Annotated in this window: 19 protein-coding genes and 1 tRNA gene; 9 read left to right on the top strand and 11 right to left on the bottom strand. The window is 60.2% G+C overall.

Translation table 11 applies throughout. From position 1 onward, the window contains the following. Positions 1–11 precede the first annotated feature (11 nt). Both EDF70_RS18625 and EDF70_RS18620 read right to left on the bottom strand, forming a co-directional pair. Positions 12–1,127: a hypothetical protein gene (locus EDF70_RS18625; protein ID WP_132276598.1), complete on the bottom strand. Its 1,116-nt coding sequence runs from the start codon at positions 1,125–1,127 to the stop codon at positions 12–14. A 137-nt stretch (positions 1,128–1,264) separates the two neighbouring features. After that, positions 1,265–1,675, bottom strand: a complete 411-nt coding sequence (locus tag EDF70_RS18620) for a PRC-barrel domain-containing protein (protein ID WP_132276596.1) — start codon at positions 1,673–1,675, stop codon at positions 1,265–1,267. A gap of 299 nt (positions 1,676–1,974) precedes the next feature. Between EDF70_RS18620 and EDF70_RS18615 the strand changes: the two genes are divergently transcribed. The 3 genes from EDF70_RS18615 to pgi all read left to right on the top strand — a co-directional run bounded on the left by EDF70_RS18615 (position 1,975) and on the right by pgi (position 6,841). Continuing rightward, a complete protein-coding gene (locus EDF70_RS18615) occupies positions 1,975–3,675 on the top strand; it encodes a long-chain-fatty-acid--CoA ligase (RefSeq protein ID WP_132276594.1) in 1,701 nt (566 codons plus the stop codon). A gap of 145 nt (positions 3,676–3,820) precedes the next feature. Beyond that, positions 3,821–5,062, top strand: a complete 1,242-nt coding sequence (locus EDF70_RS18610; RefSeq protein WP_132276592.1) for an alpha/beta hydrolase — start codon at positions 3,821–3,823, stop codon at positions 5,060–5,062. 153 nt (positions 5,063–5,215) lie between these two features. Next, positions 5,216–6,841 carry a glucose-6-phosphate isomerase gene (pgi, locus tag EDF70_RS18605; RefSeq protein ID WP_132276590.1) on the top strand — a complete coding sequence of 542 codons (1,626 nt, stop codon included), beginning with the start codon at positions 5,216–5,218 and terminating at the stop codon, positions 6,839–6,841. Positions 6,842–6,919: 78 nt separating this feature from the next. Here pgi and EDF70_RS18600 read toward each other — a convergent pair whose 3' ends face one another. From EDF70_RS18600 to pyrC, 4 genes are all read right to left on the bottom strand, one after another. Continuing rightward, positions 6,920–7,846: a carbohydrate kinase gene (locus EDF70_RS18600; RefSeq protein WP_132276588.1), complete on the bottom strand. Its 927-nt coding sequence runs from the start codon at positions 7,844–7,846 to the stop codon at positions 6,920–6,922. Between the two features lie 93 nt (positions 7,847–7,939). Next, positions 7,940–8,632 carry an orotate phosphoribosyltransferase gene (locus tag EDF70_RS18595; RefSeq protein WP_132276586.1) on the bottom strand — a complete coding sequence of 231 codons (693 nt, stop codon included), beginning with the start codon at positions 8,630–8,632 and terminating at the stop codon, positions 7,940–7,942. A gap of 96 nt (positions 8,633–8,728) precedes the next feature. Beyond that, positions 8,729–9,904: a GGDEF domain-containing protein gene (locus tag EDF70_RS18590; protein WP_132276584.1), complete on the bottom strand. Its 1,176-nt coding sequence runs from the start codon at positions 9,902–9,904 to the stop codon at positions 8,729–8,731. Positions 9,905–10,068: 164 nt separating this feature from the next. Further along, on the bottom strand, positions 10,069–11,106 hold the full coding sequence (pyrC, locus tag EDF70_RS18585) for a dihydroorotase (protein ID WP_132276582.1): 1,038 nt from the start codon (positions 11,104–11,106) through the stop codon (positions 10,069–10,071). Positions 11,107–11,434: 328 nt separating this feature from the next. Between pyrC and EDF70_RS18580 the strand changes: the two genes are divergently transcribed. Further along, positions 11,435–12,295 carry a tetratricopeptide repeat protein gene (locus EDF70_RS18580; protein WP_165932063.1) on the top strand — a complete coding sequence of 287 codons (861 nt, stop codon included), beginning with the start codon at positions 11,435–11,437 and terminating at the stop codon, positions 12,293–12,295. A gap of 91 nt (positions 12,296–12,386) precedes the next feature. Here the strand turns inward: EDF70_RS18580 and EDF70_RS18575 are convergent, their stop codons facing one another. Continuing rightward, complete coding sequence (locus EDF70_RS18575) at positions 12,387–13,433, bottom strand: proline racemase family protein (protein WP_132276578.1); 1,047 nt, start codon at positions 13,431–13,433, stop codon at positions 12,387–12,389. Positions 13,434–13,550: 117 nt separating this feature from the next. Between EDF70_RS18575 and cysQ the strand changes: the two genes are divergently transcribed. Further along, positions 13,551–14,336, top strand: coding sequence for a 3'(2'),5'-bisphosphate nucleotidase CysQ (gene cysQ / locus EDF70_RS18570; RefSeq protein WP_132276576.1), 786 nt, complete (start codon positions 13,551–13,553; stop codon positions 14,334–14,336). A 3-nt stretch (positions 14,337–14,339) separates the two neighbouring features. Here the strand turns inward: cysQ and hemN are convergent, their stop codons facing one another. Next, positions 14,340–15,683: an oxygen-independent coproporphyrinogen III oxidase gene (gene hemN, locus EDF70_RS18565; protein ID WP_132276574.1), complete on the bottom strand. Its 1,344-nt coding sequence runs from the start codon at positions 15,681–15,683 to the stop codon at positions 14,340–14,342. 160 nt (positions 15,684–15,843) lie between these two features. On the opposite strand from hemN, the gene EDF70_RS18560 reads away from it, so the two are divergent. Further along, positions 15,844–16,053, top strand: coding sequence for a hypothetical protein (locus tag EDF70_RS18560; protein WP_132276572.1), 210 nt, complete (start codon positions 15,844–15,846; stop codon positions 16,051–16,053). 77 nt (positions 16,054–16,130) lie between these two features. Here EDF70_RS18560 and EDF70_RS18555 read toward each other — a convergent pair. The 3 genes from EDF70_RS18555 to EDF70_RS18545 all read right to left on the bottom strand — a co-directional run bounded on the left by EDF70_RS18555 (position 16,131) and on the right by EDF70_RS18545 (position 20,100). Further along, positions 16,131–16,207, bottom strand: a tRNA-Arg gene (locus EDF70_RS18555). A gap of 158 nt (positions 16,208–16,365) precedes the next feature. Further along, a complete protein-coding gene (locus tag EDF70_RS18550) occupies positions 16,366–17,796 on the bottom strand; it encodes a HAMP domain-containing sensor histidine kinase (RefSeq protein WP_245519245.1) in 1,431 nt (476 codons plus the stop codon). A gap of 249 nt (positions 17,797–18,045) precedes the next feature. Further along, entirely contained in the window at positions 18,046–20,100 is a 2,055-nt protein-coding gene (locus tag EDF70_RS18545; protein WP_132276570.1) for a methyl-accepting chemotaxis protein, read from the bottom strand. A 437-nt stretch (positions 20,101–20,537) separates the two neighbouring features. On the opposite strand from EDF70_RS18545, the gene rpmH reads away from it, so the two are divergent. The 3 genes from rpmH to yidC are packed head-to-tail and all read left to right on the top strand — an operon-like array spanning position 20,538 to position 22,903. After that, positions 20,538–20,672, top strand: coding sequence for a 50S ribosomal protein L34 (rpmH, locus tag EDF70_RS18540; protein WP_132276568.1), 135 nt, complete (start codon positions 20,538–20,540; stop codon positions 20,670–20,672). A 13-nt stretch (positions 20,673–20,685) separates the two neighbouring features. Further along, on the top strand, positions 20,686–21,108 hold the full coding sequence (gene rnpA / locus EDF70_RS18535) for a ribonuclease P protein component (protein ID WP_132276566.1): 423 nt from the start codon (positions 20,686–20,688) through the stop codon (positions 21,106–21,108). Beyond that, positions 21,092–22,903 carry a membrane protein insertase YidC gene (gene yidC / locus EDF70_RS18530; protein WP_132276564.1) on the top strand — a complete coding sequence of 604 codons (1,812 nt, stop codon included), beginning with the start codon at positions 21,092–21,094 and terminating at the stop codon, positions 22,901–22,903. The genes rnpA and yidC overlap by 17 nt, the downstream gene beginning before the upstream one ends. Positions 22,904–23,000 lie beyond the last annotated feature (97 nt).

The raw sequence follows: 23,000 nt of genomic DNA, 5'->3' as shown, positions 1-23,000 counted from the left end.
CGTTCCTTTGGTCAGTCGTCGAACCGGTCGCCGATCAGGCGCATCCAGCTTTCGCCGGCCAGCCCGCTGATCAACGCCTGACCGGCCTTGATCGGCTCAAGCAGCGATTTGTCTCGGGCGTGGGCGACGTAGAAGGCGCGGCCCATGAAGATGGCGCGTTTCTGCATCAGAGATGGAATGAGCCACGGATGCGCCGCACCGCGCACCGATGCGCAGCCATAAGCATGCGCATGGGCGAAAAGGTCATCGACGAGATCAGCCGCTCGGGCTGGCAATGACACGGCCTGCAACACCCAGCCAATGCCACCCATCTTTGCGAAATAGGCATAGGCTGCGACCGGCCGTCCATCGGGACCATGGGCGACACGCCATTCGGGATAACCCAGATTGCGTTTCTGCTCGGCCTGATCGAGAAACCAGCCGAGCGTGCCGTCATCCCATGCCGGTCGCATGGCATAGGCATCCTTCAAGGACAGCAGCGCGTTGCCGAACTCCTGCATCGTGACATCACGGAACTCCAGCCGGCGCGCCTCACCACCGGTGAAGGACGGAGGGCGGATAACCGAGACGGCACGATCGGCGATACGGCCGAGCGGGCGCAAGACGCGGGCGACGGGCAAGGACCGCTCCATCAACTGCATGCCCGTCGAAACCGGCCGCAGCACCTTCATCCAGTTGAAGCTATAGCCCGGATCGAGCGGATGGCCGAGTTTCTGCCACATGCCGAGTGCGGTGGAATTGGCTGTTTCCGTCAGCGAGATATCCTGTGGGCCGGCCAGAAAGGCACGCAGAAGCCGGGCGCCCGCCAATGGATCGGCCTTGGGATTTTCCACCATCATCGAACCGGCAAAAGCCGCGGTAATGGATCGGCCATCGATTTCCAGCCGTGCCGGCAAGACGCCGATGAAGCCGGACACATGTCCTCCCTCGCCCACCACCACTTTCGAGGAAATGCCGGGGTCGGCCCATGGATGCTGAAAAAACGATTGCTCGAGGCAGGCATTCAGCGAAACGGACGGAGAAACCTTGCCCTTGGAGGCACCTCGAAACGTGAGCTGAAACAGACGTGCCACGCCGTCGATATCGCCGCGTTCGAAATCGCGTATGATGGTCGTTTGTCCGCTCATGCCGGTACCATTGCCAATCTTGTCCGAAGATCAGTTCAGTTTTGCTTATGGAGCCTTAAACAACGAAAAGAGGCCCCGCAAGCGGAGCCTCCAATCAAGATTACTATCCAGATCAACGGATCAGGATTACCTGAACATTACATCCAGTATGGCGGGACGCCGTAATAATCATAGACCTTGCGGTCGTTGCTGCCGTACCAGCTGTCGTCATCCAGATCCTTGTAGCGCGGAGCGCCGGTAATCTGGTCCTTGGTCAGGTCGATGCGGTAACCGTCGAGCTGTTCGTCGTAGCGCAGCTTTTCCCACGGCAGCGGGTAATAGTCATCGCCGATACCGAGGAAACCGCCGAAGCTGACGACAGCGTAGGCAACGCGGCCGCCGCGTTTTTCAAGAAGAATGCGTTCGATAGAGCCGATACGCTTGTTATCGGCGCCGTAAACCTTGGTGCCTTCGACCTTGTCGCTGGCAATCAGGGAGTGGCTATCCTTGATGTAAGGGTCCTGACCGGCGCGGGGTTCCTGACCGGCGCGGGGTTCCTGATGCAACATGATGCACCTCCTCTTGTTGATTGCACTTCAGAATTACAGGAATCAAACTCGCCATCTCCGGCATGGTTCCGGAAAAATCCCGAGTTTCTTTCGGATGTGGACGGCACCGGGCATAATTGACGTTTACGTCAAGGTTATCTAATCTTCTCGTGATTGGCCGATGAGGCCGCGTCCGTGCGATACTGCCGGCCAAGTGAAAAGGTGGAGGACCTTTGCACTTGTCACAGTGAGGCAGTATGGCTTTCGGTTCCCGCAAGGTGGCCGGAAACGGGAACGCCGATAAAAGGGAGGGAGAATGAATGACTGACCTTGCAGCCGCACCGGCCCGCACGCCTGTCGAAAAGATCTGGCTGGCATCCTATCCGCCGAACGTTCCGGCAGAATTGCCGCCGCTCCACCACAGCTCACTGGGCGAGTTGTTCGAGGAAAGCTGCCAGCGTTTTGCCGGCCGCACCGCCTTTTCCAGCATGGGCAAGGGCCTCACCTATGAGGCGATGGAACGCGAAAGCCGCAAGATCGCCGCCTTCCTGCAGGCGCAAGGCCTGAAAAAGGGCGACCGCGTTGCGGTGATGATGCCAAACATCCTGCAGAACCCGGTGACGGTTTACGGCATTTTGCGCGCCGGGATGATCGTGGTCAACGTCAACCCGCTCTACACGCCGCGCGAACTGGAACACCAGATCAAGGATTCCGGCGCGACCGCGATCTTCGTTCTCGAAAATTTTGCCAATACCGTGCAGCAGGTTCTGGGCAAGACGCCGCTGCGCCATGTCGTCGTCACCACGATGGGCGACATGCTTGGCCTCAAGGGCCATATCGTCAATCTCGTCGTGCGCCGGGTCAAGAAGCTGGTGCCGGAATGGTCGATACCATCTGCACTGAGCTTCAAGTCCGTGCTGTCTAAGGGTGCTGCCCAGACACTGAAACCGGTCGAGGTGTCGCTGAGCGATATCGCCTTCCTGCAATATACCGGCGGCACGACCGGCGTTTCCAAGGGCGCGGTGCTGACCCATGGCAACCTTCTCTCCAATCAGGAGCAGATGGGCTACTGGCTGGAAACGGCCTTCATCAACAAGCAGAAGCCGGAGGTTTTGAACTTCGTCTGCGCGCTGCCGCTCTACCACATCTTTGCGCTGACGGTGAATTCGCTGATGGGGGTGGCGACCGGCAGCCACAACATCCTCATCCCCAATCCGCGCGACATCCCCGCCTTCGTCGCCGAACTCGGCAAAAGCCAGCCCCATGTATTTCCGGGTCTCAACACCCTGTTCAACGCGCTGATGAACAATGCCGATTTCCAGAAACTCGATCTTTCCTCGCTGATCCTGGTGTTCGGCGGCGGCATGGCCGTGCAGCGGCCGGTGGCCGAGCGATGGTTCCAGATGACCGGCTGCCCGGTGACCGAAGGTTACGGCCTTTCCGAAACCTCCCCCGTCGCCACCGCCAATCGGCTGGACACGACGGAATTCACCGGCACGATCGGCCTGCCGATCCCCTCCACCGACATCACCATCCGCGATGACGACGATACCGTTTTGCCGAACGGCGAAGTCGGTGAAATCTGCATCCGTGGACCGCAGGTGATGGCCGGTTACTGGCAGCAGCCGGCGGAGACGGCCAGGGTGATGACGCCGGACGGCTATTTCCGCTCCGGTGACGTGGGCTTCATGGATGGCAAGGGTTACGTGAAGATCGTCGACCGCAAGAAGGACATGATCCTTGTTTCCGGTTTCAACGTTTATCCGAACGAGGTCGAGGAAGTGGTGGCCATGCATCCGGGCGTGCTGGAATGCGCGGCGGTTGGCGTGCCCTGTGAACACTCCGGCGAGGCGGTGAAGATCTTTGTGGTCAAGAAGGATCCGAACCTGACGGAAGAGGATCTGAAGGCACATTGCGTGGCCAACCTGACCAACTACAAACGCCCGCGCTTCATCGAGTTTCGTTCGGAACTGCCGAAATCCAATGTCGGCAAGATTTTGAGGCGGATGTTGCGGGAGTGACAGCGGAAGGACTTGGGATCAGCGGAAAACGCGTTGCATCGCTGCGACACCGCTCAGCCAAGTCCGACCAGCGCTTGCCCAAAACAATGGACCTGCGCGCCAAGGTGAACTAGCTGTAGCCCTTGGCTGGCAACGTGGAGCGTGCGTGCGTATCACCCCTTATCATCGTCTCGTCGCCGTGGCGGCAGTGCTCGGCATTCTTTCGAGCTGCGCCGGCCGACCCGAAGGCGTGCTGATCCCGACGGCTGCCGCATCTGTTTCCGGCACGTCCAAGGTCGATGTTCTGGTCGCCACCACCCGCCGCCCCTCGGAAACACCCGGCGTGCTTTATTCCGGCGAGCGCGGTGCCGAGCCGGCCATCACCGAGATTGCCGTTTCCATTCCGCCCGATAGCGCCCGTGAAGTCGGCCAGGTCCAGTGGCCGAAAAAACTGCCGGCCAACCCGGACAAGGAGTTCGCCACGCTTTCGGTGACCCCGATGGAAAAACCGCAGGCGCATCGCTGGCTGCACGATCACCTGCCCAAAAGCAAACGGGTGATGGTCTTCGTTCACGGCTTCAACAACCGTTATGAAGACGCCATCTATCGTTATGCGCAGATCGTGCATGACAGTGGTGCAGACGTGGCGCCGATCCTGTTCACATGGCCATCGCGCGGCAGCATCTTTGCCTATAATTACGACAAGGAAAGCACCAACTATTCGCGCGATGCGCTGGAAGACATGTTGCGCACCATCTCCCGCAACCCGGAAGTGGGGGAAGTGGTTGTGATGGCGCACTCGATGGGTTCGTGGGTGACGGTGGAAGCGCTGCGACAGATGGCGATCCGTGACGGCAGAGTGTCGCCGAAAATCCAGAACGTCATCCTTGCTTCGCCCGATCTGGACGTCGATGTGTTCGGTCGCCAGATCGCCGAAATCGGACCGAAGGGCCCGCATTTCACCCTGTTCGTTTCGCGTGACGACCGCGCGCTCGGCCTGTCGCGCCGGATTTCCGGCAATATCGATCGCCTGGGTCAGGTGGACCCGACCGTCGAGCCCTATCGTTCCGAATTCGAAAAACAGGGCATCGTCGTGCTCGACCTGACGGCCTTGAAGGGCGGCGATCGCCTCAACCACGGCAAGTTCGCCGAAAGCCCGGAAGTGGTGAAACTGCTCGGCAACCGCCTGATCGCCGGCCAGACCGTGACCGACAGCGATGTCGGGCTTGGCGACCGTATCGGCGCGGTGGCGCTGGGCACGGCGCAGACGGTGGGCGGAGCGGCAAGTGTTGCCGTCAATGCACCGATCTCGATCTTCGATCCGGCCACGCGCCGCAATTACGGCGATCAGGTCGATCGTCTCGGCCGCTCCGTCGGCAACACGGTCGAGACCGCCGTCGGCCGCTGATCGATACCCTTACCCATCTCAAAAAACGCGCCCGCTTAGGTCACATGGCGGGCGCAACAAGGCTTGATTTGCCAAGGAAAGCGAATAGGTTCCCGTTCGACCTATCCGTACCTCCCATTCCGCACTCCCCGTGCGCACCGTCAGGAGCAAGCCATGCAGGCGATCGTCGAAAAACTGAAATCCACCGCTGCCACCACCAAGGCCACCGATATTCGTGCAGCCTTCGCGGCCGATCCGCAGCGTTTCGAGACATTCAGCGTTTCCGCCGATGATCTCACCATGGATTTCTCCAAGACGGCGGTGAATGCGGAAGTCCTGGCGCTGCTGGTCGAGCTGGCGGAGGCCGGTGGCGTGGCCGAGAAGCGCGAAGAGATGTTCTCCGGCGTCGCCATCAATTTTACCGAGGACCGCGCCGTTCTTCACACCGCACTTCGCAACCGCTCCAACAATCCGGTTCTGGTGGATGGCAAGGATGTCATGCCTGACGTCAACGCCGTGCTGGCCGCTATGGGAAAATTTGCCGAGGGCATCCGTTCCGGTTCGCTGAAGGGCGCCACCGGCAAGGCAATCACCGATGTGGTCAATATCGGCATCGGCGGTTCCGACCTCGGCCCGGTCATGGCGACGCTTGCGCTTGCGCCCTTCCATGACGGCCCGCGCGCGCATTTCGTCTCCAATATCGATGGCGCCCATATCGCCGATACGCTGAAGCTCGTGCAGCCGGAAACGACGCTGTTCATCGTCGCCTCCAAGACATTCACCACCATCGAAACGATGACCAATGCCCAGACGGCGCGCAAGTTCGTGGCCGATGCGCTGGGTGACGCTGCCGTGCAGCACCATTTCTGCGCAGTTTCCACCGCGCTCGACAAGGTCGCCGCCTTCGGCATCGATCAGGACCGCGTCTTCGGTTTCTGGGACTGGGTTGGCGGCCGTTATTCCATCTGGTCGGCCATCGGCCTGCCGCTGATGCTCGCCATCGGCCCGGAAAACTTTGGCCACTTCCTCGACGGCGCGCATGCGATGGACACGCATTTCCGCACCGCGCCGACGGAAAAGAACCTGCCGATGCTGCTCGGCCTGATCGGTTATTACCACCGCAACGCGCTGGGTTACCCGACCCGCGCCATCCTGCCCTATGACCAGCGCCTGTCGCGTTTCCCGGCCTATCTGCAGCAGCTGGACATGGAATCCAACGGCAAGGGCGTCACCATCGACGGCACGCCGGTCGAGGGAGAATCCGGCCCGGTCGTCTGGGGTGAACCCGGCACCAATGGCCAGCACGCGTTCTACCAGTTGATCCACCAGGGCACGAGCATCATCCCGGCCGAGTTCATGATCGCCGCCAACAGCTTTGAGCCGGAACTGCGCCATCAGCATGATCTCCTGATCGCCAACGTGCTGGCGCAGTCGGAAGCGCTGATGAAGGGCCGTACATTTGAGGAAGCCAAGAAGCAGCTGACCGACAAGGGCATGGACGACAACAAGGCCGATTTCATCGCGCCGCATCGCGTCTTCACCGGCAACCGCCCGTCGATCACCTTCGTCTATGACAAGCTGACGCCGTTTGCCTTTGGCCGTCTGGTGGCGCTTTACGAGCACCGCGTGTTCGTGGAAGGCGTGCTGTTCCGCATCAACTCGTTCGACCAGTGGGGCGTCGAGCTTGGCAAGGAACTGGCGACCGGCCTGCTGCCGGTGGTGGAAGGCAAGGAAAGCGCTGCGAGCCATGATAGCTCTACGCAAGGATTGGTGAAGACGCTGGCGGGGCTGAAGAAGTAAGCTCGCAAATCGAATTGTAAAAAAGGCTCCGCCGATAAAAATCGGTGGAGCCTTTTTTATTGTCTCAATTTTTGAGGCTTACAGCCCGATCTCTTCAGCAAACGGCGGATTGGCTCCTGCCCGCGATACCGTGACGGCCGCAGCCTTGGCACCCAGTGCCAGCGCGCTCGCGATCTGGTCTTCCGTCAGGCTTGCCACCTGCGTTTTGGTCAGCAGGTTCTGCATCTTCAGCGAAGCGAGAATACCGGCATCGAACGTGTCGCCGGCGCCGACCGTATCGACAACGGTCACGCGTTCGCTTGGTACCGTGACCTTGTGAGCCGCCGTGTAACCAACCGCACCTTCGGCACCGCGCGTGACGACGACGAGCTTTGCGCCGTGATGCAGCCAGTGGCGGGCAAGCGTGTCCTCGTCGCCTTCCAGGCCGAACCACGCCAGATCCTCATCGGAGAATTTGACGATATCGGACATTGCCGCCATGCGGTTGATGCGGGCCAGATGCGCCGCCTTATCCTTGATGAAGCCCGGACGGATGTTGGGATCAAGCGAGATGACGCGGGTGGCTGCCTCGCGCTTCATCAGCGCCTCGTAGGTGGAGCCGCAGGGTTCGGGGATCAGGCTGATGGCGCCGAAATGCAGGGCCTCGCATGCGTCGTCGAGCGTCGGCAGATCGGCTTCGGTAATCATGCGGCCAGCCGTGCCTTCATCGTAAAAGGCATAAGTGGCGTGGCCATCGACGAGCTTCACGAAGGCGATGGTCGAGGGACGCGATGCGAGTGCGCAATAGCTGAAATCGACATTGCTCCTGCGCAGCGTGTCACGCAGGATGTCGCCCATCATGTCATCGGCGAGACCGGTGAAAAAGCCGGTATCGACACCCAGACGGCCAAGCGCGATCGCGGTATTGAACACCGCACCGCCGGCATAGGGCGCAAACGCCGGTTCGCCGAGCGTCGATTCACGCGGAAGCATGTCGATAAGGGCTTCGCCGCAGCACAAGATCATGGATTTCCCTCCCGAGGAATAACCTGTTTGGCACAGGAATAAGCGAGCTTTTGACAATTGACCAGAGCAAAAGCTCGCTTTGATTATGCGCGTTTAGCGCGGCAACTCGCTGATGCCGCCGTTGCGGGCAGACCATGCCAGCGGCGCATCGAGAAATGCCTCGACTTCCGACAGCGTCTTTTCATCAAACAGTTTCTGGTCACGCGCGACGGCCAGAACATTGCGCCAGGTGGCGATGTGGTGGAACTGCACCTTGCCATCGGCAAAACGCAACGCGCCTTCATCGAAGATGCCGTAATAGAACAGCGCCATGCCGTGATCGACAACACCGCCGGCCGCGCGGATAGCGTCGATGAACTTGAACATCGAACCACCGGCCGTCGTCAGGTCCTCGATGACGAGGACGCGAGAGCCTTCCGGCATGTTGCCTTCGATCTGCGCATTGCGGCCATGGCCCTTCGGCTGCTTGCGGACATAAATCATCGGCAGGCCGAGGCGATCGGCCAGAAGGGCTGCGAACGGGATACCAGCCGTTTCACCACCGGCGATGCAATCGAACTTTTCGAAACCGGCATCGCGCAGCAGCGTGGCGACGGCAAAATCCATGATGGTGGAGCGAACGCGCGGATAGGAGAGCAGCTTGCGGCAGTCGATATAGACCGGGCTCATCATGCCGGATGCGAACTTGTAGTGCTTGTCCGCATTGAAATGCACCGCCCCGATTTCCCACAGCATCTTTGCCATGAGTTCGGCCATGACCGTGCGATCGGTAAATGTGGTGTGCATGTCTGTTGCTCCTTTAGATCCGTTGCGGCGGCATAGCAGCAAGAAGGCCGCGCATCCAGTGGATCGCGGCCCTAGGTTATAAACAAACTGCTGTTTTCAGGCGGTGGTCCGCGCCTCGTCGAGATCGACGGCGTGCAGGAACCCGGCCACCGCAATGCGATTGCGGCCTGCCCGCTTGGCTTCATAAAGCGCGCCATCAGCCAGATTGAGAACCGTATCGAAATTGCGGCCTTCCTTGGTGCCGAAAGCGATGCCGGCGCTGGCGGTGCAGGAGACCGTCTTTCCGCCGATATCGATCATCCGTTCGGCGAAACCGCGGCGGATACGTTCGGCAATGCGTTCGGCGCGTCCCGGCAGCACGTTCTTGATAACGACCACGAATTCCTCACCGCCAAGGCGGGCGACGGAATCCTTTTCCGCCTTCACCTTCATCTCCTGCGCGAAGGCGCGGATGACGATATCGCCGGCGGCATGGCCGTGCTGGTCGTTGATCGACTTGAAGCGATCGATGTCGAAGACGATGACGGCGGTGGACTGATCGAGATCGACCGCACCGAATTTTTCGAACACGGCACGTCGATTGAGAAGGCCGGTCAACGGGTCGGTCATCGCTTCACGGCGATGGAAAGCGGCAAGACGCCATTGGTGCAGTGCCAGCGAGAAGGCACCGACGCCGGTCATGCTGGCAATGCAGATGGCGATATTGAGTTTTTCCGCCCAGTTCTGCGGCGCATGGCCGATCACCCATTGCTGGTCACGAATGAGAACGCAAGCACAGAGCGCAAACGATACGCCTGCCGTGGCATAGAGCGACGCCATGCCGATCAGCGGGCCCGGCGCCTCGTGGCGCACAAGCCAGTATTCGCGGGCGGTCGCCGTCAGCAGGATCGCCGTCGTAACATTCATCATGATGATGGAAATGCCGTCATACCCCATCAGCATTGCCGGCAGCCCGAGCACCATGACGATGGATCCCGCAACCATAGAAACGCGCAGCGGCGAGCGGCCCGTACGGAACTGGCAACCGGCGGCAAACATGACGGAAAACCCCGCCATGATGAAGAAATATGAGATGGCTCCGATGACCAGCCCAGCCTGCAGCGTATAGGCGCTGTAGCTGAATATGCCGACAATGATCAGCGCCAGGCTGACCACCCAGGTGAGCATGAAGCTATCGCTGCGGCGCGATGCCCAGGTGGCGAACAGCGCCACAAGCAGGCAGATCGCCGAGAATCCCAGCGCCAGAAGAAGTGAATTGTAATCGAGCATCATGCCTCGCCGTGTCCCCGACGAGCATCATGTCCCGCCATTCCCCAAGGCGAAGATCCGCCCTCACGTTGGGAAATAGTCTAGGACCTGATTCATGATCAAAACATTACCGGCATTGCTAAAATACCGTGCTTTTTCGACCATTACTGGGGGGATTTTTACCCTATTTATACAACCGCCCAGTGTAGCGGGAACATCGGGTCGAACACGGTGACCGGTCCCGCACCGGTTTCGATCTTGGCGGGGAAGGTCACCGGCTCGGCCTGCTTTTCCAGCGTGATGCGGTCTTCGTTCGGCGCCAGGCCATACCATGCCGGACCATTGAGCGACGCAAATGCTTCCAGCTTGTCGAGCGCGGCATCGTCCTCGAACACGTGCGCAAGGCAGCTCATCGTGTTGATCGAAGTGTAGATGCCGGCGCAGCCACAGCCGCACTCCTTGAGCGGATCGACATGCGGTGCGGAGTCCGTGCCGAGGAAGAACCGGCTGTCGCCGGAGGTCGCGGCGGCGCGCAGGGCAAGGCGATGGCTTTCGCGCTTGGCGACCGGCAGGCAGTAATAATGCGGGCGGATGCCGCCGACCAGGATGGCGTTGCGGTTGATGATCAGATGATGCGTGGTGATCGAACCCGCGAGGTTTTCCGGTGCCGACTTGATGTAGTCGATACCGTTGGACGTGGTGACGTGCTCCATGGTGATCTTCAGTTCCGGCAGTCGCTTGCGCAGCGGATCGAGCACGGTTTCGATGAATACCGCCTCGCGGTCAAAAATGTCGACTTCGGGCGTCGTGACTTCGCCATGCACACACAGCGGCAGGCCGATCTTGGCCATGCGCTCCAGCACAGGCATGGCCTTGTCCATATCGCGCACGCCGCCATGGGAATTGGTGGTGGCACCGGCCGGGTACAGTTTTACTGCATGGATGAGGCCGCTTGCCTTGCCCGCCTCGACGTCATCGGCGTCGGTGTGTTCGGTGAGGTAGAGCGTCATCAACGGCTCGAAACGATCGCCTTCCGGCAGAGCTGCCACGATGCGGTCGCGATAGGCCTCGGCATCCTTCGTGGTCACCACCGGCGGCACCAGGTTCGGCATGATGATGGCGCGGGCAAAATGCCGGCTCGAGTCGCCGATCACACCCTTCAACATGTCGCCATCACGCAGATGCAGGTGCCAATCATCGGGGCGACGGATGCTGATACGGGTCATGAAACAGGCCTTTTTCGTGGATGAGAGCTTTCGCCTTACCATCGAAAGGTCGGTCAAAACAACTGCGCACCAAAGCGTGATTAAAATTCGCGACTATCGGGAAAGTGGAGCCATTTCAGATCACTAGATGGCATTTTCGGCCAATTTCACGCCGTTTCCATCCGGCAAGTCCAGTGAAATCAGCGCAGCCATACGGAACCGACACCCAATTGCGGCGTTCGTTCATCAATCTTTAAGTGATCATGAGCCGGAGGCGAGGATGAATTCCCGTTCCAATAAAGTCAATCGGATGATGTTGCTGGCCACAGGAAGTGCTGTCGCATTGTGCATGCTGACCGTTTCCCTGAGTGCCGAACAGCGCGCCAAGATCGAACAGACCTCAGCCCTGCAGAGCGATTGCGATCGTATGGCCGGTAGCGCCTATGACAAGGATCGCAACGGCACGTTCGCTCCTGTCGATGCCGACAATATCGATGCGCAGGCTGTCGGCGTGTGCCGCACCGCCTTCGAGGCGACCGGCAATCCGCGCTTCGCATTCCAGCTCGGTCGTGCGCTCAACAAGGTTCAGGAACCGGATGAGGCGATGTCTGCATACGAGGCCGCCGTAAAGGGTGGCTATTCCGCCGCGAAGGTCAACTTTGGTATGCTGATGGGTCGCCTCGGCGACGTAAAGGCCGAGTTCAACCTCTACAGCGAAGCCGCTGCGAGCGGCAACGTGCTCGCCCAGTATAACCTCGGCGTGGCCTATCGCGACGGTCTTGGCACAGACGCCAATGGCCAGCAGGCGCTGCACTGGTTCGAAGAAGCTGCCGTTGGCGGTGACGATACGGCAGCCTTCAACATCGGCGCCATCTATGATGAAGGCACACTGGTTCCGGAAGACAATCAGACTGCGATTGCATGGTATGATCTTGCAGCCCAGCGCGGCAGCACCGATGCCATGATCAATCTTGGCCTGATGTACGAAAACGGCGAAGGCATTGCCGCCAACCCGGAACGCGCCGCCGAGATGTTTCGTGCCGCTGCCGACAAGGGTGATGTGTTCGGCGCCTACAAGCTTGCCCAGCTTGAAGATCACGGCGTGACCCCGCCTGCCCCGCAGCAGGACGAACTGGCCGAAAGCGTCAGCACACTGGTGCTGAAGCAGGGCGATGTCGAGCCGTTTGGTGCCAAGCCGAAGGATATCTGAAAAGACCCCTGGGAGGCGCGGCCCGCTCCATCCCGGGTCCAAGCGCTTTCAAGAGCCCGGATCGGCACCAGCCGGTCCGGGCTTCTTTGTTTCAGGCGTCCAGAATATCGCCGGCAGACGGTCCCCAGACGTCGGTCATTGCGAAACCGCTGGCAAACGGATCGAACGGATCGATCGCCACCTGATGCAGACCAAAGGTAAAACCCCTGCCGGTGATGGTCGGCACGATGGCGGGTCTGCCGGCAATCATGGTTTCGCGCTCAAGGCCGACCTCGAATTCCGAGCCGATGATCGAGCGCGACTTGAAGACATCCCCGACCTTGACCTTGCCGCGTGCATGCAGGGCCGCGAGATTGGCGGAATTGCCGGTGCCGCAGGGTGAGCGATCCGCCCGGCCCGGCCACATTGTGGTACAGGTGCGCACCGCGCCATCCGCATCGACGTCCCTGAACATCACATAGGCAATGCCGGAAATGGCGGGGATTTCCGGATGCACGACGGAAAATTCCGCGTTGGCAAGCTGCTTGATGACCATGCCGGCGCTGACCAGTGCTGCGGCATTGCCCTTGTCGATCGTCAGCCCGATCTGGCCGACATCCACCAGCGCATAAAAAATGCCGCCATAACAGACATCGAGGCTGATCTCGCCCCATTCCGGCGTCGACAGTTTCTGGTCGAGCGCGTGCACGAAGGACGGCACCATGGTCAGCTTGACCTTTTCGCAGCGTCCATCCCGGCAGGTGGCGATGGCGCGCACGAGGCCGGCTGCGGTTTCCAGCGTCACGATGGTTTCCGGTTCCTGCATTTCGACGATGCCGGATTCGAGAAGAGCCGTCGTCACGCAGATCGAGTTCGAACCCGAGCTGGCATGCGCCTGATCCGGCTGCAGAATGACGAAGGCGGCATCGGCGGCAGGATCGGTCGGCGGCAGAAGAAGATTGACGGACCCGAGTGGCATGCCGCGCGGCTCGAGGCAGAGAAACCGGCGCAATTCCTGGCCTTTTGGATCGCTGTTGAGCCATGCCAGCTTGGCGGCCGTGGTGTCGCCCGGGATCTTTGGCACGCCGCCGATCGCCACGCGGCCGATCTCGCCTTCACAGTGGACGTCCAGCAACTGGATCGTGCGCTTCCACCTCATTTACGTCTTCCTTATATGAGCAGGTGTATTTTGCCGTTGTCTGCATCGCAAATCGGGTGCAGTAGTGCGGATAGTTCTAGACCGGGCCGCCCAACCAAATCGAGGAAAAAGCGTCGGATGCTCGCCATATTCGGAAAAGCCGCCCTGACTGCGGGTGCCGCTATTCTCGATGTCTACCGCAACGGCATGGACGTGTCGCTGAAGGCGGATGCGAGCCCGGTAACGCAGGCTGACGAGATCGCCGAGGAGATCATCGTCTCGGCGCTGACCGAAGCATTTCCCGATATTCCGGTGATTGCCGAGGAAGCTGTCGCCGCCGGCCATGTGCCGGATATAGACAGCCGTTTCTTTCTGGTCGATCCGCTGGATGGCACCAAGGAATTCATTGCCCGCAACAGTGATTTCACCGTCAACATCGCCCTGATCGACCATGGCGTGCCGGTGGCCGGCATCGTTTATGCACCGGCGCTCGGCGTTGCCTATGCCGGAGAGGGTGACACGGCGTGGAAAATGGCGGTATCCGACGAGGGCAAGGTGACGATCCGCGTGCCGATTGCCAGCCGCACCGTGGTGACACCACCGGTGGGACTGATCAGCCGTTCGCATTGCGATGCAAAGACGCATGCATTCGTGGCCGAACATGCGGTGAAAGACTGTCGCAGTATCGGCTCATCGCTGAAATTCTGCATGCTCGCCGAGGGCGGCGCCGACGTCTATCCGCGCTTCACCCGCACGATGGAATGGGACACCGCCGCCGGCGACGCGATTTTACGCGCCGCCGGCGGCAGGACGCTTGGACTGGATGGCAAACCGCTCCTCTACGGCAAACGCAACCAGAGCCATGACAGCGACTTTGCCAACCCCTCCTTCATCGCCTGGGGCCGCAAGGCCGAGACCGCCTGACGTTCAGACTGCAACCGAGTGGCGGGCCGCGCCCTGACCAAAGTAGCGGTCGAAGCGTGAGGCAATGGTGCGCACAAACGTGCGGCCCTGCGGGGTGACGGAAAACACGTCGCCATCGAATGCCGTCATGCCGTCACCATCCTGCTGGTGGATCTGCGCCGCTTCCGGCCGCAGCACCGCCGCGGCCGAACCGAAGCGCCGTTCCAGATCGCTGACGGAAAACGCGTAATTGCACATCAGGTCCTCGATGGCGGCGCCGACGACACGATCGATATCCGTCAGCTCCTTGCCGCGCAGAACAGGCAGACGGCCTTGCCTGACGGTGCGCATATATTCACCGGTCGCCACGATGTTCTGCACATAACCCCGGCCGACCTTGCCGATGGAGGATGCGCCGAGGCCGACAAGGCCGGGGGCGGCATCGGTGGTATAACCCTGGAAATTGCGATGCACCTCGCCTGCCTCAAGGGCTGTGGCAAGGCTGTCTCCGGGCCTGGCAAAGTGGTCGATACCGATGGCGAGGTAACCCGCCGCCTCGAGCCGTTCGGCCACAAGGCCTGCCATGGCGAACCGATCCTGAATGCCGGGCAGAGCCTGCTCATCGATCAGCGTCTGGTGTTTTTTCATCCACGGCACATGCGCATAGCCAAAAATGGCAAACCGATCCGGCTGCATGGCAAGCGAAAGCTCGATCGTGCGTGCCACGCTTTCCATGGTCTGATGCGGCAGGCCGTAGACGATATCGAGATTGACGCCATTGATACCGAGCTTGCGCAGCGTTTGCACCACGAAGGCGGTCTGCTCAAAACTCTGCGGACGGTTGATGGCCTTCTGCACGGCCTCATCGAAATCCTGCACGCCGATGCTGGCACGGGTGACGCCGAAATCGCGCCAGGCGGTGAGCTTTTCCTCATCGACGAAACCGGGGTCGATCTCGACGCTGATCTCGCAGTTTTCTGCGATATCGAAATGGTTGTCGAGCGCCTGCCGCAGCCGCAGCAGATCCTTCGGCGCGATCATGGTGGGGGAGCCGCCACCGAAATGGATGGCGATCACCTTTCGGCGGTTCCTCAAGGCAGCCGCGACGAGGCCGACTTCCAGCAGCAGGGCATCGAGATAGGTTGCCAGCGGATCATAGCGCTTAACCTGCTTGGTGTGGCAGCCACAGTACCAACAGAGGCGGTCACAGAAGGGCACGTGCAGGTAAAGCGAGAGCGGACCATCATGCTCACCAAGCCATGCCACATAATCGTCCGGGCCGACGCCGGCGTGGAAATGCGGGGCGGTCGGATAGCTGGTGTAGCGGGGGACGGGTGCAGCGTAACGGGCGACGAGATCCGGGTGCATGAAGGGCTCCTGTTTGCCCGAAAATTAGGCCGGCCTTGCGGACAATTCCTTGACTTCGATCAAGTCTCGTCCGCCATCCCCAAAGCGCTTGCGATGATGTAGGCTTGGCCATCCAGCCAGCTATCGCGGAAACGCGCCACATTCGAACGGGAGCGTCGTAATGTCATTGGTTCAGGAAACACTTCTGCCCGCCCCTCTTCCTCACCCCGAGGAGATCAGGTCCGATTTCGAGATGCGGGTCGGAAAACACATCACCATGCAGGCCAGCGCCCGAATCACGCCAGCGGGCGTGATCAGCGCGGGCATAGCAGTCGCAGTGATGACATTGGCGCTCGGTTATGCCGCCGGCAAGATATGGCGGCAGACTTGAGAAACAAGCCTGCAATGCCACGCATAAATGCGGTCGGCTTTGTCAGTGTTATTGTGCTGTTTCAAAGGAAAGAGAAATGGCGCACCCGAAGAGATTCGAACTCCTGACCCCCAGATTCGTAGTCTGGTGCTCTATCCAGCTGAGCTACGGGTGCGTCTGTCGGCGGTGTGTCCCGCCTCGTCAGCGGCGTGTTCCGCTGGCGTGGCGATCCTCTAAAACGTCCCGGAAACGAATGCAAGCGATTTTCCCGCCCGATTTGTCATTTTACCGACATAAGTCGTACGCACCATTGAATTCATTGCGAAAAACGTATCAGGCCCGAGCCCGATAGTCTTCGAAGGAAACAGGACGATCCGGAATCTCGATGCGGAACTGTGTTCCCGGTCCCGGTTTTTCCACCAGACCGATCGTGCCGCCATGGGCGAGAACCAGTTCGCGGGCAATGACGAGACCCAAGCCCGTGCCACCGGAGCGGGCCGAACCACGAAATGCGGAAAAAAGGTTTTCGCGCGCCTTGCGCGGCATGCCCGGCCCGGTGTCATCGATGGTGATGCCGACGACGCTGCCCAGTCGCTGCGCCGTGACGCTGACACGACGGCCGACGAGCGGATCAACGACATCTGCCTGTGCGAGCGCCTGCACGGCGTTGCGGCACAGATTGTGGATGACGCGAAACAGCTGCTCGCTATCGGCGTCGACTTCCAGGTCTGTGGGAATCTGGTCCAGATATTCGATCTCGCCATCGGGATCGAGCGCCAGCATGTCCCGCACCTCCTGGCAGAGACTACCAAGACGGATGCGCCGACGTTTTGGTGCCGCCTCGCGGGCCTGCCCGTAAGCCAGCACCTCGGTGGAATATTCGACGGCGCGGTCGATCGTGCGCAACAGTTTTGGCGCAAAGCTGCGCACCATCGGATCATCGACATCCACCAGCCTGTCCGACATCAGCTGTGCGGAGGCGAGGATGTTGCGCATGTCGTGGTTGATCTTGGAGACGGCGAGGCCGAGGTCTGCAAGGTTCTTCTGCTGTTTCAGCGTTCGCTGCAGCTCCACCTGCATGGCCGTCAGGTGGCGGCCGGCGACGGCCAGCTCACCCTTTTCCTTGGCCGGACTGAACAGCCGGCCGGGATCTTCAGGGTGCTCGGAAAAGATCTGCATGCCGCGCGTCAAGCGGCGGATCGGTTTGATCATCATGCGGTTGATGGCGACATAGATCATGAAGGCGGTGATCAGCGAGATCATCAAGGACAGGATGAACATGTCTCGGGAGAAGCTGAGCATGGCCTTGTGCAGGGCTTTGTCGCTCATCACCAGCTCGATGATCATGTCGCTTTCGCCGATCGGCCCGTAAACGCGCATGATGCGATTGCCGCCGAATACCAGCGTTTCGAGAGAATCACGCATCGACGTCAGCGGCGTCTGCGCGGCAAGATCGATCTGTTCATCGACCTGCGGCGGCATATCCATGGCGGCCAGAAGCCGCGAGGTGCCATCCTTGCGCAGCGCGATGACCTTGGTGCCGGTGGCAAGCAGCGTATCATCCTGAACGGCACGCGGCAGTTCTGCCGGTTGGAGACCATCGATGACGATGCCGGCGGCAGCGGCCGTATCCAGACGATCCCGCAACCAGCCATCGCGCATGTTGGCAACGGTCGGCACAAAGATCAGGATTTCGGCCAGCATGACAAAAATCACGGTGAGCCAGAGAAGGCGCCCCGACAGGCCACCAAAAACGCGCGGCATCGGCTCCAGCGGAAAATCGGCCGCTGGGCGCGTCTCGGCTTCCCGAGGCATAAGCGCCGCATCGTCTGTCATGCGTTTCTCCATGGCATGCATACCGGCGAAAATCATTGCGCCGACGAGACTTCATATTAGCGGGAGATGGGGATTTTTCCAATCCTTTGCCAAGAGAGACTGCGCAGAACGAAGACGGCGGCCGTTTTGGCGGCCGCCGTTGTTTTGTTGCATCGGTAAGTCGACGTTGTCAGGCGATCAGAACTCTTCCCAGCTATCGCCGGATGGGGCGGAGACTGCTGCTGCGGCACCTGCGCCACCAAAGGCACGGGCGAGCGTGCCAACCATGCGGCGGGCCGGAGAAACATGCGCAGACGGCCGGGTATCCGCAGCAACGGCGCGAACATTGCCGGCGGCGGCAATACGTGGTGCCGCGACATTGCCTGAACCGGCGCCCGCGCCGATGTCAAACCGGGACACCAGACCGAACAGATGGTTGGCTTCCGACGACAGCTTGTGCGTGGCGGCCGAGGTTTCCTCCACCATGGCGGCGTTCTTCTGCGTCACCTGATCCATCTGGTTGACGGCGGTATTGACCTCGGCAAGGCCGGTGGCCTGTTCGCGGGCAGCCGTTGCAATCGAATGGATATGGTCGTTGATGCTGTGAACGCGACTTTCGATCTCGGTCAGCGCTTCACCGGTCTTCTGCACCAGCGTGACACCGCTCGACACTTCCTGACCGGACTTGGTGATCAGCCCCTTGATGTCTTTGGCGGCATTGGCGGAGCGCTGGGCAAGCTCGCGCACTTCCTGCGCCACGACTGCAAAGCCCTTGCCCGCCTCACCGGCGCGTGCCGCCTCGACTCCGGCATTCAGTGCCAGAAGGTTGGTCTGGAAAGCGATCTCGTCGATGACATTGATGATCTGGCTGATTTCACGCGAGGCCTGTTCGATCCGGCCCATGGCATCGACGGCACTGCGCACCACCGTGCCCGACTGGGCAGCGCTGTGCTTGGCTTCCGTCACCATCGTGCTGGCTTCCTGGGCACGATCGGCGGAATTACGCACCACGGCCATGATCTGGTCGAGTGCCGCCGAGGTTTCCTCAAGCGCCGCAGCCTGCTGTTCGGTGCGCTTGGAAAGGTCGTCGGTTGCCGAACGCAATTCGTTGGAATTGTCGTTGATCGAGGTGGTTGCGCCGCGCACGTCCTTCATCGTGGTGCGCAGGTTGCCCATGGCGCCTTCGACATTCTGCTGCAGTTCCGCAAAGGCACCACGGAACTCGCCGCGCATGGATTGCGTCAGATCACCTTCCGCCAAGCTGGCGACGACACGGCGGACTTCGGACACGCCCGTATCGACACTGCCGACAAGCTGATCGACATCGCGGCCAAAAGTATCAAGGCCCGGTTCGCCGAAGGAATGGTTGATGCGGCGGGTGAAATCACCACCGACAGCGGCGGTCACCACTTCGGCCATGCGGCGACGGAATTCTTCGTTCTTGCCGCGCAGATCGGCTTCGCTGGCATTCATGCGCGACACTTCGAGACCATTGCGCTTGAACACTTCGACAGCGGCTGCCATGTCGCCGATCTCGTCCTTGCGGCCGGTCGACGGTACCTGCGTGCCGAAATCGCCACCGGCGATACGCGTCATCGCGCCGGTCAGCTCGACGATCGGATTGCTGAGATGGCGACGGCCGGTGATCAGGCCGAATGCTGCACCGATCAGGACGCCGAAAACGGTGACGGCAGATACCAGCAGGAGAACGGTCTTGCTGAAGACATGCAGCCCTTCGCCAATCGACACCAGTTCCGCCTGATCCGCGGCGACGACCTTGTCGATGCTGGCCTGAAACGCCTTGCGATTTGCACGATTGGCTTCGTTATTTCCCTGTATTGCAGCGGCTTCAGGTCCCTGTTCACGCACCAGCCGGACGGTTTCGGAACGGAACTGAATAAAGGCACGAGACTGGGCGGAGATCACATCGAAATCAGCCCGCTGTGCGGCAGGAACAAGCAACTGCCAGTCTGCGATCACCTTGGACATTTCATCGAGGTTGGCCAGAACGCCTTTCGCAAAAGGCTCGGCGCTGGCGGTGGTGTCTGCAGCGTAGATACCGCGTGCCTCCATGACGACAGCCGTAACAATACGGTTCAGGTGCTCGCCGTTATAAACACGATCCGAAGCCGCCTCGGAGATATCGACGCGTTCCTGATACTCAAGGATGGTGAACAACGACAGGCCGCCGATCGCAAAGGCGACCAGGCTCATCAGGCCTACGAGTAAATTAATTCTGCCACGGATTTTCATGAAACCTCCCCCACAAGGTACGACGGACACGGCGCTACGCAGAACAAAACTGGGAAAACCGGACCTGATCCGGCAGAACTATCATTTGCATTTTAATAAAAACTTTCGACAATAAATAATTCGGACAGATATATTCTTTTAAATCAAATACATCCCAGGATATACTTTGATCATAAACTCAACCAGCGGAAGTATTTATTGCAGCGCACAACGCAAATGCTGAAAATCGCCGCATCGCAGCAAACGATCCGGCGGCGCCCAATGGCGCTTTAAAGCCTTCGGTGATTGACTTTCGCGCGCTACTGCCCTTATAAGCCCGCCAACGTCCGGCCACCCGGTCCCGCGTCATCGCAGGCCTGTGCCGGAACGTTTCTTTCGCAACGCTCTTGCTCTTTGAAGCAAACCCAAGAAGGGCCGCACACCGCGGTATTAAAAAAATGAAGCGTACCTACCAGCCGTCCAAGCTTGTTCGCAAGCGTCGTCACGGTTTCCGCTCGCGCATGGCAACCAATGGTGGCCAGAAGGTTCTGGCTGCTCGCCGCGCACGCGGCCGCAAGCGTCTTTCGGCCTAAGGCCGGCTGCCCGATGACAAACCGGGCGACCAAAGACGACAAACCTCCGAAAAACGCTGTCGGGCGGCTGAAAAGCCGTCCGCAGTTTCTGCGTGTCCGGGAAGGAGAACGCCGCAAGGGCAAATTCTTCCTTCTGGAAGTTCTCGACCGCCAGGAACCGGATACCGGTGCCCGCGTCGGGTTCACCGTCACCAAGAAGCATGGCAACGCGGTTGAGAGAAACCGCATGCGCAGACGGCTCAAGGCAGCCGTCGGGCACAGTGCCGCAATTGCAATGAAAGACGGACACGATTATGTCATTGTCGCCCGACGCGAAGTGCTGACGGCGAATTTTGCCGACTTGGAGGCCGCGCTTTCCCAGCGCATCGAGAGCCGCCCGAGACAAGGCAATCCGAGGAACTCCGCCCCAGGAAAGCATGATGGAAAAAAACCGTAATTACTTCATCGCGATCGGACTATCGGTCCTGATCGTCCTTGCCTGGCAGTTCCTCTATATGGGCCCGCGCATGGAAGCCCAGCAGCGCGCCGACGAGGCCCTCAAGGCCCAGCAGGCGCAGCAGCAGACCATCAACCCGGAAAGCCCGGGCGCGACCTCGCCGACCACCGGCCTTCCGGGCGCAACACAGGCTCAGGCCACGGCCACACGTGAAGAATCGCTTGCCAAGTCGCCGCGCGTTGTCATCGATACACCGGCACTGTCCGGCTCGATCAACCTGACCGGCGCGCGCTTCGACGATTTGAAGCTGCGCGAGTACCACGAGACCGTGGATGACTCGAGCCCGCTCATCACGCTGTTCTCCCCGGCCGACACCAAGGACGGTTATTTCAGCGAAGTCGGCTTTGTCGGTAGCGCCGATTCCGGCAGCGTTCCGGGCCCCGGCACCCAGTGGACCGTCGCCAGCGGCGAAAAGGTCACTGTGCAGACCCCGGTCACCCTGACCTGGACCAACGACAAGGGCGTGGTTTTCACCCGCAAGATCTCCGTCGACGAGCATTACATGCTGACGATTGACGACAAGATCGACAACCCGACCGCTGCCGCCATCAACATCGGCTCCTATGGCCGCGTCACCCGCTACAACAAGCCGGCAACACCTTCGGTCTGGGTTATCCATGAAGGTTTCCTCGGCGTCGCGGGCACCGATGGCAGCCTTTCGGAAAACACCTATTCGAACATCGAAAAAGAGAACGTCACGCATCCGAAGGCGACCGGTGGCTGGCTCGGCATCACCGACAAGTACTGGGCAGCAGCTCTCGTACCGCCGCAGGCCGTTGCCTACGAGTCGCGTTATTCGCACTTCACCGATGGTCAGCCGCGTTACCAGGCCGACTTCAAGACCGACAATGTCACCATCCAGCCGAATGGCTCGACCGAGTTGAAGAACCTGCTTTTCGCCGGCGCCAAGGAAGTGCCGCTGATCTCGCAGTATGAAACCCAGTTCTCGATCCCGCTGTTCGACCGCATGATCGACTGGGGCTGGTTCTGGTTCTTCACCAAGCCGATGTTCCAGCTGATGGACTTCTTCTTCCGTCACGTCGGCAACTTTGGTGTCGCCATCCTGCTCACCACTATCGTCGTCAAGGCGATCTTCTTCCCGCTGGCCAGCAAGCAGTATGCTTCGATGGCCAACATGAAGCGCGTTCAGCCGAAGATGGAAGAGCTGAAGGCCAAGCATGGCGACGACCGCATGGCCCTGCAAAAGGGCATGATGGAGCTGTACAAGGAAGAAAAGATCAACCCGATCGCGGGTTGCTGGCCGGTTCTTCTGCAGATCCCGGTGTTCTTCGCGCTCTACAAGGTCATCTACGTGACCATCGAAATGCGCCATGCGCCGTTCTTCGGCTGGATCCAGGACCTTTCGGCGCCGGACCCAACCTCGCTGTTCAACCTCTTCGGCCTCTTGCCCTACGACGTGCCGCATGCGCTGATGATCGGTGTATGGCCGCTGGTCATGGGTGTCACCATGTTCGTGCAGATGCGCATGAACCCGACGCCTCCGGATCCGACCCAGGCGATGATCTTCACCTGGATGCCGCTGGTCTTCACCTTCATGCTGGCAAGCTTCCCGGCCGGTCTGGTCATCTACTGGGCCTGGAACAACACGCTCTCGGTCACCCAGCAGGCGATCATCATGAAGCGCCACGGCGCCAAGATCGAACTGTTCGGAAATCTGGCGAGCATGTTCAAGAAAAAGCCACCGGCGGAAAAGCCCGCCGAAGACAAGAAATAAGCATGAGAAACCCTGCTTCGGCGGGGTTTTTCTTTGGGCGTTGCCGGCTGCCCTTAACCCGCAAAGCTTGACATTGCGGCCCAAAACCACGAAGCCC

The sequence above is a fragment of the Neorhizobium sp. JUb45 genome (assembly GCF_004343585.1).
Taxonomy (GTDB): domain Bacteria; phylum Pseudomonadota; class Alphaproteobacteria; order Rhizobiales; family Rhizobiaceae; genus Neorhizobium.
Note: the sequence above shows the minus strand (reverse complement) of the source record. Positions and strands in the feature narration are given on the sequence as shown.

Excerpts from the sequence above, each read along its gene's own strand:
- EDF70_RS18545 (WP_132276570.1), bottom strand. The coding sequence starts at position 20,100 with ATGAAAATCCGTGGCAGAATTAATTTACTCGTAGGCCTGATGAGCCTG.
- EDF70_RS18580 (WP_165932063.1), top strand. The coding sequence starts at position 11,435 with ATGCTGACCGTTTCCCTGAGTGCCGAACAGCGCGCCAAGATCGAACAG.
- cysQ (WP_132276576.1), top strand. The coding sequence starts at position 13,551 with ATGCTCGCCATATTCGGAAAAGCCGCCCTGACTGCGGGTGCCGCTATT.
- EDF70_RS18600 (WP_132276588.1), bottom strand. The coding sequence starts at position 7,846 with ATGATCTTGTGCTGCGGCGAAGCCCTTATCGACATGCTTCCGCGTGAA.
- EDF70_RS18595 (WP_132276586.1), bottom strand. The coding sequence starts at position 8,632 with ATGCACACCACATTTACCGATCGCACGGTCATGGCCGAACTCATGGCA.
- rpmH (WP_132276568.1), top strand. The coding sequence starts at position 20,538 with ATGAAGCGTACCTACCAGCCGTCCAAGCTTGTTCGCAAGCGTCGTCAC.
- EDF70_RS18625 (WP_132276598.1), bottom strand. The coding sequence starts at position 1,127 with ATGAGCGGACAAACGACCATCATACGCGATTTCGAACGCGGCGATATC.
- EDF70_RS18590 (WP_132276584.1), bottom strand. The coding sequence starts at position 9,904 with ATGATGCTCGATTACAATTCACTTCTTCTGGCGCTGGGATTCTCGGCG.
- yidC (WP_132276564.1), top strand. The coding sequence starts at position 21,092 with ATGGAAAAAAACCGTAATTACTTCATCGCGATCGGACTATCGGTCCTG.
- EDF70_RS18620 (WP_132276596.1), bottom strand. The coding sequence starts at position 1,675 with ATGTTGCATCAGGAACCCCGCGCCGGTCAGGAACCCCGCGCCGGTCAG.
- rnpA (WP_132276566.1), top strand. The coding sequence starts at position 20,686 with ATGACAAACCGGGCGACCAAAGACGACAAACCTCCGAAAAACGCTGTC.
- EDF70_RS18550 (WP_245519245.1), bottom strand. The coding sequence starts at position 17,796 with ATGCCGCGCGTTTTTGGTGGCCTGTCGGGGCGCCTTCTCTGGCTCACC.
- EDF70_RS18560 (WP_132276572.1), top strand. The coding sequence starts at position 15,844 with ATGTCATTGGTTCAGGAAACACTTCTGCCCGCCCCTCTTCCTCACCCC.
- pgi (WP_132276590.1), top strand. The coding sequence starts at position 5,216 with ATGCAGGCGATCGTCGAAAAACTGAAATCCACCGCTGCCACCACCAAG.
- EDF70_RS18575 (WP_132276578.1), bottom strand. The coding sequence starts at position 13,433 with ATGAGGTGGAAGCGCACGATCCAGTTGCTGGACGTCCACTGTGAAGGC.
- pyrC (WP_132276582.1), bottom strand. The coding sequence starts at position 11,106 with ATGACCCGTATCAGCATCCGTCGCCCCGATGATTGGCACCTGCATCTG.
- hemN (WP_132276574.1), bottom strand. The coding sequence starts at position 15,683 with ATGCACCCGGATCTCGTCGCCCGTTACGCTGCACCCGTCCCCCGCTAC.
- EDF70_RS18615 (WP_132276594.1), top strand. The coding sequence starts at position 1,975 with ATGACTGACCTTGCAGCCGCACCGGCCCGCACGCCTGTCGAAAAGATC.